Genomic DNA, 14,384 nt, shown 5'->3' on the forward strand with positions numbered 1-14,384 from the left:
GCCCGGCCAACGACACGGAAGACTGCGGCACCGGGGCCTCCTGATGCTCTATGGATTCGACACCCACGAGCTGTTCAGGAGGCCCTACCTTCATGCTCTCGCCACGGCAGGATCACCCAACCGGGAACCCGAGTTCGACCAGCACTGCTCAAGATCGAAAAGACAACAGCTACTGAGGTCTAGCTGCCGCTGTCAGCCGTGGCGGACTCGGCGGGACAGGCCCAGCAGATATCCATGCTGTACACCCGTTGTGCACCGCTCTCCCTGGCAGAGGGCCATCTGCAGAGGTCAGACCGCTTCTTGAGCTGTACTTCGACATCTAAGAAGTCCCAGTTCAGCGCATTCGTATGGGCCGCCGCTCGGAATGAGTGGCGGCCCGTGCTGCTGTGTGGGGTGCGTTGTCTCGCGGAGGGCTCGGGGACGGTCACGTGGTGGGATTCACGTGGGTGGATTCTCTGAGGGGACCGAGCCTCCCGGGGCGGGCGGGGGTGCGGACGGGGCGGGCTTGTGCACGTGCAGGTTGCCGCTCTGGACGGCGAAGACGTTGCCGGAGTCGTGGGCGGTGTTGGTCTGGGCGCGGACGGATGCCGGGCGGGCGTCCGGTAGGGCGGCGCCGACCTCGGTGGCCAGGTGGGCGAGGGAGTCGCGGCAGGAAGGGTCCCTGCGCAGCAGGGCCGTCAGTTCCAGGACCCAGTAGCCGAACAGCGCCTGCCGGACGTCGTCTGGGAGCGCGGCCTCGCGTACGAGGGCGGCGTTGCCGTCGAGTTGGGCCTCGATCGCGGGCCGGCGATTTCGGTCGGCCCGATGGAAGAGCCTGAGGACGGCGTCCCTTGTGCCCTGCCACAGGTCTGTGGCCATTGCCGTGACCACTGCCGCGGCTCCCGCTTCGGCCAGTGTGGTCAGCTCGTCGTTCACAAGCGCTCCTTCACGGCTTTCCGGTGATGTGGATGTGCTGCGTACCGTGCTGTGTCGCGTAGACGACGCCGTTTCCCGATGCGTTGTTCACCATCTTCGATCGGCCGTGAGCCTGTTCGCTGTCTGCGCGGTCCTGGGTGGGTGCCGGCGGAACGGCCGTGCTGCCGGGCAGGTGGAGCCAGGCGTGCGCGGTGTATTCCTTCTCGGTGAACGTGACGTTGCGGAAGGTGTCCGGATCGACTCCGGGATAGCCGTGTCGCACCGTCTCGTCGTAGAAGTGCGGTGAGACGAGGAGCGCGGCGGTCACGGTTTCCGGGGCCTGTGCCAGGGCGGTCCGCACCGGTGTCGCGTCGAGCAGCCGGGCCAGGACCTCCAGGGGGTGGCCGGTGACCTCGCCTGACGGACCGAGGCGGACGTCACCGGCGTGCAGCGCGATCCGTACCCGGATCCGTGTCAGCGGTCCCGCCGTGCGGTTGTGAGCGCGGAGCCGGACCGAGAGCTCGTGCACCAGGGGATGGATCAGTGCGCTCTTCCGTGCACCGGGCGGCAGGGTGACCCGCATGCCGTCGCCGAGGTCGTCGCGCAGGCACGCCTCCCAGTCGATCCCGCTCTGTTCGAACGACGACCTGAGTGCCGTCGACAGTACGTCGCGGATCTGCCAGAACGCGACGTTTCCGCGACCGGCCGAGTGCTCGATGTCCACGGCCAACAAGGCCCGGTACTCCACCTCTTGGTCCATGCGCTCCTCCTGGGGCAGGTAGCCGTCGGAGCCAAGTGTCCGGCTGCGTCCGACACGGCGATACCCCTCCCTTCCTCATGCCACTCTGGCCCGGATGGAGGGTGGACATCCCGTCGCAATACGGGATGTCCGCATGGGGGTGTCCGGTGCGGGTGCCTGATAGGGGTTGTTCGATGGGGATGTCGGTCCGGAGGGGCGGGGCGCGGTGTCCGCGGGGACGGCGTCGTCGGTGCGCTGGAGGCGCACAATGGCGCCGGTGGTACATCTTCGGCGTTGGTGGGGGCGAAGCATCCATGGTCAACAGGGAGACCGGCCGAGGGACCGGCGGTCGGAGGCCGCGTGACGAGTGGGCCTGGCCGTCGTCCAGCCTGCTCGGTGGCCTCGCCCAGGGAGAGCGGGAGCGGCTGCTCGCCCTCGGCGCTCAAGTGCGGTACGAGGCCGACCGCGTGCTCATGCGGGAGTCGGAACAGGCTGGTTTCGTCGTGATCCTGCTCGACGGTGTGGTCAAGGCGACCGGACGCACCCACGACGGCCGGGATGCCCTGCTGGCTGTCCGGATGGGCGGGGATCTGGTCGGTGAACTCGCCGTGATGGACGGCGGGTTGCGCTCCGCGACGGTCACCACCTGCGGGTCCGTTGCCGCCCGGGTCGTCACCCGTGGCGACTTCCTCGACTGTCTGCGACGCCATCCTGGGGTCGCCCACGCGGTCAACGCCTCCATCGTCACCAAACTGCGCGCCGCCAACAGCCATCGCATCGACTTCACGGGGTGCGACGCCTCCACCAGGTTGGCCCGGGTGCTCCATCAGATCGCGATGGCCTACGGGGAGCGGGCCGGCCAGGGGGCCGTGATCCGTTGGCCGATCACGCAACCGGAACTGGCCACCCTGTCCGGCGCGGCAGAGCCCACCGTGCACAAGGCGCTGCGCAGACTTCGCGAGACCGGCGTGGTCTCCACCGGCTACCGGTCCATCAGAGTCGACGACCTCGCCCTCTTGAGCAGCCTCGCCTTCGACCAAGACTGAGGGGGGAGGGGGAGCGAGGTGAGGGGGGAGGGGTGACGGCCGTCGGTCGGTCGCGGCCCGGCCCGGCGGTGCGGGCGCACGGCGGTGGAGCAATTGAGCAGAAACCATCGTGTGACGGTTTTGCCGCCGGGGACGGCCCTTAGCGTGGCGCTGGGAGGCCGACGGCCGGTAGCGGGTAGGCGGATGGAACTCGCGCGGCGCCGCCTTCCCTCTCGGAAAAGGTGTCGGTAGTGGCGCACTCGCCATGGCGAGCCGTCAGGGGCGGTCGCACTCCTCGCGACCGGGAGGGGCGGAGTGGTGATCGAAGAGCCCGACAAGTCCGGTGAGCGCAGTGGGTCCGGTGAAGAAGCTGGTGAGGCCGGTGGGGCCGGTGCGTTCGGTGCGGCGAGCGACACGGTGGGCGGTCCGGGTGCAGACACTCCGGGCGTAGACGGTCCGGGTACAGACGGTCCGGGTACAGACGGTCCGGGTACAGACGGTCCGGGTACAGACGGTCCGGATGCAGACAGTCCAGACGGGAACGCGCGCCAAGACCCGCCCGAAGCCCGGCCCGGGAGCACGCCCGCGCGGGAGGAGCAGCCGCCCGGCTCGACCCAGACCAACACCGCGCAGGATCACGCGAGCGTCTTCACCGTCATGAACGGGGAGCTGCACATCCACCACGACGGCCCCACGACGCCAGACCCACAGTGACCGGCCCCAATGGCCGCCCGGGGCACTGAGCGCCCCGGGCAGCCATCGGGTGAACCGGGCGGTGACCGTCAGCAGTTGTCGTAGATCAGGGCGCGGACCAGGCGGCAGGTGGTGTCGGACGGGCGGTGGACTCCGATGGCGAGGGCGGTGGTGCGGATCGTGGTGTTGGTGGCGTGCTCGGGGCGGTAGACGCCGGTGTCGAGGAGGGCTATGGCCAGGCGCATGGCCTTGAGGCGGCGGTTGTGGGATTCGTACCGCTCGCGGGGCCAGCCGGCCGGGAGCGGTTTCTTGGGCAGCGGGTGGGCCGGGAGGGGTTTCGTCATGAGTGTGGCAGCAGCCATCCGGCGGACCTCCTGGAGCTTCGATGAACCCTCACTTACTGGTTCCCATTTTACCGCCGGGCACTGACAAAAGCCCCTGGCCAGGGGGGATTTACCGGTGGGGGGGAGGAAGTCGGAGGGATGGTTCAGGGGGTGGGTTCCGAGGTGGTTCGGGGGGTGGGGGCGGTCCGGGTGCGGAGGAGCTTCTTGTCGGGTTTGCCTACGGGGGTGAGGGGGATGGCGTCGAGGACGTGGACGGCGGTGGGGGCGTAGAGGGTGCCCTTGTGGGTGGTGATGAACGTGCGGAGGGCGGTCAGGGAGACCGCGTCGGCGGGTTGGCCGGGGGCAGGGACGACAGCCACGTGCACCTCCTCGGTCTCGTCGGGGGTGCGGACGCCGTAGACGGCGGCGTGGGCGACGGCGGGGTGGGTGTGGAGGAGGTCTTCGAGTTCGGCGGGGTGGACATGGCCGCCGACGACGATGATCACGTCCTTGAGGCGGTCGACGAGGTAGAGGCGGCCGTCGGCGTCCAGGTAGCCGACGTCGCCGGTGCGCACCCAGCCGTCGTGGAGGACCTGGGCGGTGAGGTCGGGTCGCTTCCAATAGCCGCGCATCACGCCGGCGGAGTGGACGTGGATCTCGCCGCTCTCCCCCGGGGGCAGGTCGCGGCCCTCGGTGTCGCGGATGGCAACGGTGACACCGGGCATCGGGCGGCCGACGGTCATCGGTCCGTCGGTGCGGATGTCGGCGTGGTCCGCGGGACCGGCCTCGGTGATCGACATCGCCTCGGACTGGCCGTACCAGCCGTAGAGGACCGGGCCGAAGACCTCGGCCGCCTGGCGCATCCGGGGCGCGGAGGCGGGGCAGCCCCCGTAGGAGATGCGGGTGAGGGAGCTGAGGTCGGTGGTGGGGAGGGTGGGGTCGTCCAGGAGGCGGTAGAGGAGCGGCGGCAGCAGCCAGAGGTGGGTGATGCGTGCGCGGGCGATGGTGGCCAGGACGGCGGTGGGGTCGAAGTCCTGGTGGAGGACGACGCTGCCGCCGGCCACCAGGGTGGCGTCGGCCATGATGCCGGCCAGGTGGGCCAGCGAGGTGCAGGCCAGGAGGCGGGGCGGGTCGCCGGCGGCCTCCCAGGAAGTGCGGGTGAGCATCGCGGCGATCGGGCCGTGTGCCATCCGTACGCCCTTGGGGACACCGGTCGTTCCACCGGTGTGACGGATGCACCAGTCGTCCTCGGGGCGGGCCGCGCCGGTGACGGTCGGGGTGGTGGGGAGGGCGGCGCAGTCGGCCAGCAGGTCGGGGCCGAGAGGGGCGGCGTCGGCGGCGAGCGGGCCGAAGGTCATGACCTGGGGGCGGGGGCCGGTGAGTCCGTCCAGTAAGGCGCGGGTGGTGTCGTGCAGTTCGGGGTCGACCAGGAGGACTGCGGTCTCCGCGCTCTCGGCCACTACGGCCAGGGTTTCGGCGGCCATCCCGTCGTAGAGGAGGACCACCCGCGCGCCCAGGAGGTTGACGGCGTAGCGGGCGGCGAGCGCTTCGGGGCGGTTGCGGCTGAGGAGGGAGACGGTCCGGCCGCGGCCGACGCCGTGGGCGCGGAGGACGGCGGCCATGCGGTGGACGGTGGCGTGCAGGGCGCCGGCGGTGACCTCGCGGCCGTCGGCCGCGGTGACGGCGGGGCGGTCGGGGTCGCGGGCGAGGGCGGTGAGGGTGAGGTCGACGTAGCTGGTGAAGGGCGGGGTGTCGGGGGATACGGGAGAGGCGGGGGTGGTGGACGGGCGGGTGGTCATGGTGGGCTCCTTCGGGAGGGCGGTGTGGGACATCTCGGTCGGTTGTGACGTTAGGCGGGGCTGGTCATGCGTTCCATGACCAAATGCGCCATGTGGTCATGCAGTTGGGGTTATGAAGGGGCGCCCAGGGGGAGCGGGTGGCGCAGTGACGGTGGGAATCCGCATGACCCGTGGGGAGGCGCCGGTGCCGGGTTCCCGGGGCCGGCCGCGGGACTCCCGCGCGAGGGCGAGGCCATCACGGATAAACAGGGTGAAGTGGCGCATCCCGTGACGTTCCGACTCTCTGGCAAGCAGGGGCGGCGCAGCCAGGTGCCGCACCAGATCGCCGCCCACACATGGCACGTCGGCGACACCGCGGCCACCCTGGGCATCGACGCCGCCGAACCGATGCGCCGGGTCCGACGCTTGGGGTTCGAGGGGTTGCCGCGGGAGCACGGCCGAGCGCCGCACAAAGGAATGCTAGGCGTTTTGTGCTGAATCGTCGCAGAATCAGAGGATGTCCGACTGGGTAACCTGCGGTTCACATACGGGCAACGGATGGGAAACGGCCTGTTGCGAGAGTGCTCCAGTACGCCCGCACGCGTACCCGCACCGACCCGTATAAGAGGACCCCCGTGACCATCAAGGCCGAGTACATCTGGATCGACGGCACCCAGCCGACCGCCAAGCTCCGCTCCAAGACCAAGATCCTGACGAACGCGAGCTCGCTGCCGCGCTGGGGCTTCGACGGGTCCAGCACCAACCAGGCCGAAGGTCACTCCTCGGACCTCGTGCTCGAGCCGGTGTTCAGCTGCCCGGACCCGATCCGCGGCGGCGACCACCTGCTGGTGCTGTGCGAGGTGCTCAACACCGACCTCACGCCGCACTCCTCCAACACCCGGGCCCTGCTGCGCCCGGTGGCGGAGCGCTTCGCCGGGCAGGAGCCGATCTTCGGCATCGAGCAGGAGTACACCTTCCTCAAGGGCGACCGCCCGCTGGGCTTCCCCGAGGGCGGCGGCTTCCCCGCTCCGCAGGGTGGCTACTACTGCGGGGTCGGCGCCGGCGAGATCTTCGGCCGGGAGATCGTCGAGCAGCACCTCGACCGCTGCCTGGCGGCTGGCCTCGGCCTGTCCGGCATCAACGCCGAGGTGATGCCCGGCCAGTGGGAGTTCCAGGTGGGCGCGCTGGCGCCGCTGGTGGTCTCCGACCACATGTGGGTGGCGCGTTGGCTGCTGCACCGCACGGCGGAGGAGTACGACGTCACCGCCTCCCTGGACGCCAAGCCGGCCCAGGGCGACTGGAACGGCGCGGGCGCGCACACCAACTTCTCCACCCGCGCGATGCGCGAGGGCTACGACCCGATCATCACCGCCTGTGAGGCGCTGGGCGAGGGCGACAAGCCCCTGGAGCACGTCCGCCAGTACGGCACCGGCATCGAGGAGCGGCTGACCGGCGCCCACGAGACCGCGCCCTGGCACCAGTACTCCTACGGGGCCTCCGACCGCGGCGCCTCGGTGCGCATCCCCTGGCAGGTCGAGGTCGAGAAGAAGGGCTACATCGAGGACCGGCGGCCGAACGCCAACGTGGACCCGTACGTGGTGACGCGGCTGATCGTGGAAACCTGCTGCACGGAGCTGGAGCGGCGCGCGCAGGTGTGACCCACCAACCCGCCGGAGCGCGGGGCGGAAAGGGGCCGGACCGGCGGGTCCGGCCCCTTTCCGCAGGTCCGGACAGCGCCGGCGGGCGGCCACGGACCGCACGACCGGGGCCGGTTGTCAGTGCCGGATGGCACGCTGGACCCATGCTTGAGATCACCGTCACGACCGAGTCCGGACCGGCCATCGCCCGCCCCTCCGCGGACGAACTGGCCGCGCTGCTGCGGCGGATCGGCGCCGACGGTGACCACTTCGCCGTCGTCGAGCGGATCCCCGGCGCGGACCACGTCTTCCTCCAGACCTGGCGGGAGGGCGACGGACCGTTCGCCGTGGAGTACCGCGACGGCGGACCGGACCGGCACTTCCGGGCCGAATGCGCCGACGCCGACACGGTCACCGACGTCTTCCTCGCCTGGGCGCGCGGCCCGGAGTCCTGGCGGACCGCGCTCGACTGGCACCCGGCGGACCTGTACGCCACGCCCGGGCTGGATCCAAAGACCCGCGCGGCGGCCGAGCGGCGGGCCCGCACGGACATCCGGTCCGGCTTCTGGACGTCCGAGGAGGTCGCGCAGGGGGTGTGCGACGCCTTCGACCCCGACGAGACCCCGGTCACGTCGGAGGAGGCGCGGCGGATCGTGGCGGGCCTGTGGGAGGAGCGGCTCGCCGAGCAGGCGCAGTGGCCCCGGGAGACGGACCCGGACCGGGTGGCGCGGGCGTTCGGCGCGCTGACCGCGCAGGGACTCACGGCCCGGATGAACTTCACCTGTTGTAGCGGCTGCGGACTGGCCGAGATAGCCGCCGAACGAGCCGCCGGCGACCAGGGCTTCGCCTTCTTCCACCACCAGGACACCACGGCCGCGGCGGACGGGCACGGCCTCTCGGTGCGCTACGGCGCGTACGCGGACTCCGGGGCGGAGGGCGCCGAGGTCGGGCGGACGGTGGCGGCCGCGCTGACCGCCGCCGGCCTGGCGGTGGAGTGGAACGGCGACCCGGCGAAGGTCATCGAGGTCACCCCGCTCCAGTGGCTCAAGCGGCTGCCGGCCGGGGTATGAGGCGACGACGAGGAGGGGGCACGGGGATGCGCGGAACCACAGGGGGACACCGGGTGCGGAGCGGTCCGCGGCGCGGATTGCCGCCCTGGGTGGCGCCGTTGTACGTGGGGGCGTTGCACCTCGGGGCGTGTGCCACCGCCCGGCTGCCGGGGCCGCGCCGCACCGAGCTGCTCCGGGCGCACTCCACCAATGTGGCCAATCTGCGCGCCGGCCGGTGGAGCACGCTGGCCACCAGCGCGGCCTTCGTGGAGGAGCCGCTGCCGGCGGCGTACGGTGCCGCGCTGCTGGCGACGCTCGGGACGGCCGAGGCGCGGTGGGGCGCCGGGCGCGCGGCGGCGGTCTTCGCGGCCGGGCACCTCGGCGCCAGCCTGCTGGTCTACGCCGGTCTGCGGGCGCGCCCGGGGGCCCGGCGGGCCGCCACCACACCGCAGATATCCGAGGCGCCCGGCGGGACCGGCGGCACCGCGCACGCCATCGACGTCGGAGCGAGCTACGGCTTCTACGCCACCCTCGGCGCGCTGGCCGCGTCGCTGCCGCACCGGGGCGCGCGGGCGGCGGCGACCGGCGGGCTGCTGGCGCTGGGCGCGGTGCCGGTGGTCCGCCGCGGCCGGACGTTCACCGACGCCGGGCATCTGACGGCGCTGGTGCTCGGGGTGGCCATGGGGGCCGCCGGGATACCCGTCCGAGGGCGAATTCCGGCCACCGGACGGCGCGCCGCCGGACCGGTCCGGTCCACAACTCCGGTACGGGCACCGGCAGTCGGGGCCGGCCCGTCACCGGCGCAGCGGACCGCGGGGCCGGCGCGCGGCGGGATCGCGTCACCACGGGGGACGGTGTGAAAGACAGATCTATGGCTGTCTGGTTCAATAGGGCCATGGCCAGCCTTACTGATACCGCGACGGGTCGCAGCGACCTTGAGCCGTTCTGGCCGTCCCGGCAGGCGCACGCTTTCGACCGTCTGTGTTGCCGCGCGCACTGAGCGCGGGCCCGCACCTCCCCTCTCCGACGCCGCTGACCGGTGTCCCCAGCCCTGCCCGCGCGCATGACGTCCCCCGACGGTCCCCTGCGCGAAAGAGCTGACGTTCGATGACCAATCTCCGTACCGTTCCTGCCGGTTCCGCCACGGCCGCCGTGCCGCAACCGCCCCATCGTCACCGGCTGCGCGCCGTCGCACCCGACGAAGCCCTCCTCCCACCCGCCACCGCCCCCGTTGGCGGCGCTCCGCGCCACAGTGCCCAGCAGGTCGCCGAGTTGCTGCACTCCGGTGCGACCTGGCTCCCGGCGCCGCAGCACAGCCTGCCCGCCCTGCCCGGTCAGCCGCCGATGGTCGGCTACCTCGTCCTGGTGCCGGCCGAGCAGGCCCCCGCTGCGCCGCAGCCGCCCGCCGGGCCCGCCGCGGAGGCACGGACCGGCGACCGGACCGTCCGGATCGACCCCGAGCAGCGGACCGTGCACGTCCAGGGTCGGCAGCTGGACCTGACGTACCTCGAATTCGAGCTGCTGGCCCATCTGGTCGCGCATCCGCACCGGGTGCACACCCGCGACCAGTTGGTGACCACGGTGTGGGGCTACGGACACGTGGGCGACGGCCGCACGGTCGACGTCCATGTCGCCCGGCTGCGGCGGAAGCTGGGCGTCGAGTACCGCGGATCGATCGTCACCGTCCGCCGGGTCGGCTACAAGTACGTGCCGAGCGCCTGACCGGACCGGTCGGGCACCTGGCCGGTCAGGTCCGGCACCTGACCAGTCAGGTCCGGCACCTGGCCGGCGTCGAGCGCCGCTCGCCCGCCGCCGAGCACCATCCGCTCGGCGGCGGCCGCCAGGGTGCGACGGTCCAGGCCGCGGCCGGCCGTCGGCAGCGCCGGATGGACGGTGAACCGTGCGGTCAGCCCGCGGGCGGTGACCACCCGGCGCAGTGACGCGGCGAAGGTGTCGGCGCCACAGAAGGCGGCCACCGTGGTGGGGCGGCCCTGCTGCGCGTAGTCGACGGTGACCGGGCGGACGGGGGCGCCCGCGTCCAGTGCGGCCTGGAAGGTGGCCCGGCGGAAGCCGCCCTGGTCGGCGGTGCACCAGGTGGTGGCCTGGGGGAAGACCGCCACCGAGCGGCCGGCGAGCAGGAGCGCGGACAGCTCCCGTACGGTGCGCGGGAGTTGGCGGGGGCTGGTGCGGTCGATGAAGTGCGTACCGGCGCGGCGGGCCAGGCCGCCGACGAGCGGCCAGTGGCCGACCTCGCGCTTGGCGAGCAGGACGGCGGGTTCGACGGCGAGCAGGGCGACGATGTCCAGCCACGAGACGTGGTTGAGGACGATCAGGGTGCCCGGGACGCGGTCCGCGGCAGGGGCGCGCTCGCCCGGCCCGGGCACCGACAGCCGGCCCGCCGTGCCCGCCCCGCGGACTTCCAGTCCGACCGCCAGCGCCGCCAGCAACGCCCGGGCGTGCGCCCTGAGTCGTACCGGGTCCGCCAGGTGCGGGCCGGCAGTCAGGGCGCGGCCCACCGCGCCGGTGAACGCGGCGGCGCGGCGGGCCGTTCCGGGGAGCGGGACGGGCCGGGCGGTGTGCGCGGCGCAGTGCGGGGTGCAGACCGCGCGGACGTCGAAGGGGCCGTTCACCGCTCCCCCAGGAAGAAGCGGCGGTAGCGGTCGCCGAGCCGCTCGATGTCCAGGACGGTGAAGAAGTCGGCGACGCCGAAGTCCGGGTCGTGGGCGGGCGCGCCGCAAATCCAGGCGCCGATGCGGAGGTAGCCGCGCAGCAGCGGGGGCAGTTGGGCGAGGGCGGGCCGCTCGGGCAGCGGGGCGGTGGGGTGCCAGGGGCGGCGCGGGGCGACCAGGAACGCGGGCGGACCGGTGTAGCGGGTGCGGGCCAGCGCCCAGGCGTGGGCGGCGGCGGTGCCCCCGTCGGCGAGCGGTACGGAGGCGCAACCGGCGAGGTAGCGGTGGCCGGAGAGCAGGGTGTAGCGGGCCAGGGCCGCCCACATCTGGTTGATGACGGCGCCGTTGCGGTGGTCGGGGTGGACGCAGGAGCGGCCGGCCTCGATGAGGGCGGGGCGCACCGCGTCGAGGGCGGTGAGGTCGAACTCGCCGTCGGAGTAGAGGCGTTGACTGCGTCCAGGGGGCAGCAGCCGGTAGGTGCCGACGACGGCGCCGGTGGCGGTGTGGACGACGACGAGGTGGTCGGCGAGGTCGTCGACCGGGTCGATGTCGTGGCCGGGGAGCGGGCTGTCGAGGGTGGCGCCCAACTCGTCGCCGAAGACCTGGTGGCGCAGCCGCTGGGCGGCCCGGACCAGGGCGGGGGTGTCGGCGATCAGTGCGGTGTAGTCGGGGGCGGCGGCCGGGGCCGCGGGCTGTGCGGCGGCGGCCGCTCCGGTGGAGCCGGTGCTCGCACCGGGGGCGGGGGTGTCCGGGGTGCCCGCTTTGCGGGTCGTGGTGGGTGCCGTGCTCATCAGAGCCTCCGTAGGTGGTGCTGGGTACACCCCCTCAGGGGTGCGCAACCCAATGACCTGGCGTTCTCCTACGCGGCAGACTGTCCCCGCGCCCGAGGTCCGGTCGCGTGAAGCCCAGGGAGCGTACGGATGAGGGTCCGCAGAACACTGGTCGCCGCGGCGAGGGGGCTGGCGCTGGCGGTGGCGGTGGAGGCGGGGTCGGTCGTCCTGTTGGTGCTGATCCTGCTGTCGATGGCGTTCATGGTCATCGGCGTGGGGATCCTGACCACGCCGCTGGTGCTGTCGTGGGCCCGCGGCTACGCCGATCTGCGGCGGGTGTGGGCGTACGAGCAGACCGGGGTGCGGATCCCAGCCGGGTACCGCTCGTTCCCTCCGGGGCTGCGGCGCGGGCCGGTGGGTCAGTGGCGGCGCTGTGCGGTGCTGCTCCGGGACCCGGCGACCTGGCGCGAACTGCTGTGGCTGCTGGTCGATCTGACGGCGGGTCTGGCGATTGCCCTGGTGCCGTCGTCGCTGCTGGCCTACGGCATCGGGTTCGTGCTGCTGCCGGTGGCGCAAGGGCTGACCGGGCTGGGCAGCGAACTTCTCGGGTTCGGGTCGCTGACCACCGACCACCCGGTGCTGCTGGCGCTCGCGCCGGTGCTCGGCGCGGGGCTGTTGGCACTGGCGTGGCGCGCCAACCCGGCGCTGCTGCGGGCGCACTTCCAGTTGGCGGCGGCGTTCCTGACCCCGCCGAAGGCGGAGCTGGCGGCCCGGGTGGCGCGGCTGACCGAGACCCGGCACGACGCGGTGGACGTCTCCGCGGCCGAGCTGCGCCGGATCGAGCGCGATCTGCACGACGGGGCGCAGGCCCGGCTGGTGGCGATGGGGATGAGCCTGGGCACGATCGAGGCGCTGATCGAGAAGGATCCGGCGCGCGCCAAGGAGATGGTGGGCCGGGCCCGGGCGTCGTCCGCGGAGGCCCTCACCGAACTCCGTGACCTGGTGCGCGGGATCCACCCGCCGGTACTGGCCGAACGCGGCCTGGGGGACGCGGTGCGGGCGCTGGCCCTACGGACGGAGATCCCGGTGGAGGTGACGGTGGAGCTGCCGCGACGGCTGGCGGCACCGGTGGAGTCGGCGGCGTACTTCGCGGTCAGCGAGCTGCTGACGAACGCCGCCAAGCACTCCGGGGCGGACCGGGTCGAGGTGGACGTCCGGCACGTCGACGGGCGGCTGCTGGTCACGGTGTGCGACAACGGGCGGGGCGGCGCCGGGGTGCGTCCCGCGGCGGCCGGTGGTGGCACGGAAGGGTCCGGGCTGCGGGGGGTGGAGCGCCGGCTCGGTACATTCGACGGCGTCCTCGCTGTCAGCTCTCCCGCGGGCGGCCCGACGCTGGTGACGATGGAGATCCCGTGCGCGTAGTGATCGCCGAAGACCTCTTCCTGCTGAGGGACGGGCTGGTCCGGATGTTGGAGGCGTTCGACTTCGAGATCGTGGCGGCGGTGGCTTCGGGGCCCGAGCTGAGCCGGGCGCTGGCCGAACTGGAACCGGATGTGGCGGTGGTGGACGTCCGGCTGCCGCCGTCGTTCACCGACGAGGGGTTGCAGTGCGCGCTGCACGCCCGCAAGGCCCGACCGGGGCTGCCGGTGCTGGTGCTGTCGCAGCACGTGGAGCAGTTGTACGCCCGGGAGTTGCTGGCGGACGGCAGCGGCGGGGTGGGCTATCTGCTCAAGGACCGGGTCTTCGACGCGGAGCAGTTCGTCGACGCGGTGCGCCGGGTGGCGTCCGGGGGGACCGCGATGGATCCGCAGGTCATCTCGCAGCTGCTGTCCCGGCGCGCCCGGGACCGGCCGATGGCGAAGCTGACACCGCGCGAGGTGGAGGTGATGGAGTTGGTGGCGCAGGGTCGGTCCAACGCGGCGATCGCGGCCCGGCTGGTGATCACGGAGCGGGCGGTCGCCAAGCACACCTCCAACATCTTCGGGAAGCTGGCACTGCCGCCGTCGGACGACGACAATCGCCGGGTGCTGGCGGTCCTGGCCTATCTGGACCGCGGCTGACCGGCCCCGTAGAGGGGCACAGAGGGGCTGCCCTCCGCTTGCGGTCGCCGCGACGACATGACCCCGTTGATGCCGGTGCCCGTGCCGGCGCTGGCGCTGGCCCTGACGCTGGCCCTGGCGTCAACTCCACTCCCCCGCAGGGGACTTCACGAGGAGTCCGCACACAAGGAGCGTGCCCCGGCGACGTCCCGCTCACGGACCCGCTACGCGCCGCCGAGCGGACACCGCCTACGGTCGCCGCCAGTGCGGCGAGTTTCGGCCAATTGGCGCGGCGAACCGAGGGGCACGCCTCCCCTTCACCGGCCGCCGTGCGTTGCCAACTCCCGCGACGGGCACCGCGGACCGCCGGGTTCCGCCGCTGGAAGGTGTACGGAGCGCCGCGTACGCTGACCGGCACTGCACGCGAGCAAGGGGAGCAGACATGGGCACCGCAGCCGACAAGGAATGGCTCTACGGCCTCGACATCTCCGACGTCACCTGGCAGCGCCCGCCCGGTGACCCCGACGCGGAGGCGGTGGAGATCGCCTTCCTGGAGCGCGGCGCGGTGGCGATGCGCAACTCCACCGACCCCGACGTCGTCCTGCGCTACACCGAGGCGGAGTGGCGGGCGTTCGTCCTGGGCGCCCGGGACGGGGAGTTCGACCTGGACCGTCACGAGCCGGCCTGACCCCGCCATCGGGCCCGCGCGGGGTGCGGTCACCCGTCCGGGTCGGCCGGCCACCCGGTGACCATCACAGGATTCACTCG

Annotated in this window: 14 protein-coding genes; 8 read left to right on the forward strand and 6 right to left on the reverse strand. The window is 72.7% G+C overall.

Features of this window, described 5'->3' with window-relative positions:
• Positions 1-438: 438 nt before the first annotated feature.
• Together ACO0M4_RS38805 and ACO0M4_RS38810 are read right to left on the reverse strand one after the other, a co-directional pair.
• On the reverse strand, positions 439-915 hold the full coding sequence (locus ACO0M4_RS38805) for a hypothetical protein (protein ID WP_430375841.1): 477 nt from the start codon (positions 913-915) through the stop codon (positions 439-441).
• 10 nt (positions 916-925) lie between these two features.
• A complete protein-coding gene (locus ACO0M4_RS38810) occupies positions 926-1,654 on the reverse strand; it encodes a hypothetical protein (protein WP_430375842.1) in 729 nt (242 codons plus the stop codon).
• Positions 1,655-1,947: 293 nt separating this feature from the next.
• Between ACO0M4_RS38810 and ACO0M4_RS38815 the strand changes: the two genes are divergently transcribed.
• Positions 1,948-2,679 carry a Crp/Fnr family transcriptional regulator gene (locus tag ACO0M4_RS38815; RefSeq protein WP_430375843.1) on the forward strand — a complete coding sequence of 244 codons (732 nt, stop codon included), beginning with the start codon at positions 1,948-1,950 and terminating at the stop codon, positions 2,677-2,679.
• Positions 2,680-3,440: 761 nt separating this feature from the next.
• Here the strand turns inward: ACO0M4_RS38815 and ACO0M4_RS38820 are convergent.
• Together ACO0M4_RS38820 and ACO0M4_RS38825 are read right to left on the reverse strand one after the other, a co-directional pair.
• Positions 3,441-3,713, reverse strand: a complete 273-nt coding sequence (locus tag ACO0M4_RS38820) for a hypothetical protein (RefSeq protein WP_390021613.1) — start codon at positions 3,711-3,713, stop codon at positions 3,441-3,443.
• A gap of 125 nt (positions 3,714-3,838) precedes the next feature.
• The gene (locus tag ACO0M4_RS38825; protein ID WP_430375844.1) at positions 3,839-5,473 is read right to left on the reverse strand and encodes an AMP-binding protein; all 1,635 of its coding nucleotides are present in this window, start codon (positions 5,471-5,473) and stop codon (positions 3,839-3,841) included.
• 614 nt (positions 5,474-6,087) lie between these two features.
• Between ACO0M4_RS38825 and glnII the strand changes: the two genes are divergently transcribed.
• The 4 genes from glnII to ACO0M4_RS38845 all read left to right on the forward strand — a co-directional run bounded on the left by glnII (position 6,088) and on the right by ACO0M4_RS38845 (position 9,860).
• Positions 6,088-7,110 carry a glutamine synthetase gene (glnII, locus tag ACO0M4_RS38830; protein WP_430375845.1) on the forward strand — a complete coding sequence of 341 codons (1,023 nt, stop codon included), beginning with the start codon at positions 6,088-6,090 and terminating at the stop codon, positions 7,108-7,110.
• Positions 7,111-7,253: 143 nt separating this feature from the next.
• Positions 7,254-8,159 (forward strand): DUF6891 domain-containing protein, encoded by a 906-nt coding sequence (locus tag ACO0M4_RS38835; protein WP_430375846.1) that lies wholly within the window; start codon positions 7,254-7,256, stop codon positions 8,157-8,159.
• 26 nt (positions 8,160-8,185) lie between these two features.
• Positions 8,186-8,998 (forward strand): rhomboid-like protein, encoded by an 813-nt coding sequence (locus ACO0M4_RS38840; protein ID WP_430375847.1) that lies wholly within the window; start codon positions 8,186-8,188, stop codon positions 8,996-8,998.
• Between the two features lie 247 nt (positions 8,999-9,245).
• The gene (locus ACO0M4_RS38845) at positions 9,246-9,860 is read left to right on the forward strand and encodes a winged helix-turn-helix domain-containing protein (RefSeq protein WP_430375848.1); all 615 of its coding nucleotides are present in this window, start codon (positions 9,246-9,248) and stop codon (positions 9,858-9,860) included.
• Here the strand turns inward: ACO0M4_RS38845 and ACO0M4_RS38850 are convergent.
• Positions 9,836-10,768: a lysophospholipid acyltransferase family protein gene (locus ACO0M4_RS38850; protein ID WP_430375849.1), complete on the reverse strand. Its 933-nt coding sequence runs from the start codon at positions 10,766-10,768 to the stop codon at positions 9,836-9,838. The two genes, ACO0M4_RS38845 and ACO0M4_RS38850, sit on opposite strands and share 25 nt — an antisense overlap.
• Positions 10,765-11,598 (reverse strand): GNAT family N-acetyltransferase, encoded by an 834-nt coding sequence (locus tag ACO0M4_RS38855; RefSeq protein WP_430375850.1) that lies wholly within the window; start codon positions 11,596-11,598, stop codon positions 10,765-10,767. The genes ACO0M4_RS38850 and ACO0M4_RS38855 overlap by 4 nt, the downstream gene beginning before the upstream one ends.
• 129 nt (positions 11,599-11,727) lie before the next feature.
• Between ACO0M4_RS38855 and ACO0M4_RS38860 the strand changes: the two genes are divergently transcribed.
• From ACO0M4_RS38860 to ACO0M4_RS38870, 3 genes are all read left to right on the forward strand, one after another.
• Entirely contained in the window at positions 11,728-12,999 is a 1,272-nt protein-coding gene (locus ACO0M4_RS38860; RefSeq protein ID WP_430375851.1) for a sensor histidine kinase, read from the forward strand.
• Positions 12,990-13,637 (forward strand): response regulator transcription factor, encoded by a 648-nt coding sequence (locus ACO0M4_RS38865; RefSeq protein WP_390021594.1) that lies wholly within the window; start codon positions 12,990-12,992, stop codon positions 13,635-13,637. Before ACO0M4_RS38860 ends, ACO0M4_RS38865 begins: the two co-directional genes overlap by 10 nt.
• A 421-nt stretch (positions 13,638-14,058) precedes the next feature.
• A complete protein-coding gene (locus ACO0M4_RS38870; RefSeq protein ID WP_430375852.1) occupies positions 14,059-14,304 on the forward strand; it encodes a DUF397 domain-containing protein in 246 nt (81 codons plus the stop codon).
• Positions 14,305-14,384 lie beyond the last annotated feature (80 nt).

The sequence above is a fragment of the Streptomyces sp. RGM 3693 genome (genome assembly GCF_050471125.1).
In the GTDB taxonomy this organism is placed as follows: Bacteria; Actinomycetota; Actinomycetes; order Streptomycetales; family Streptomycetaceae; genus Streptomyces.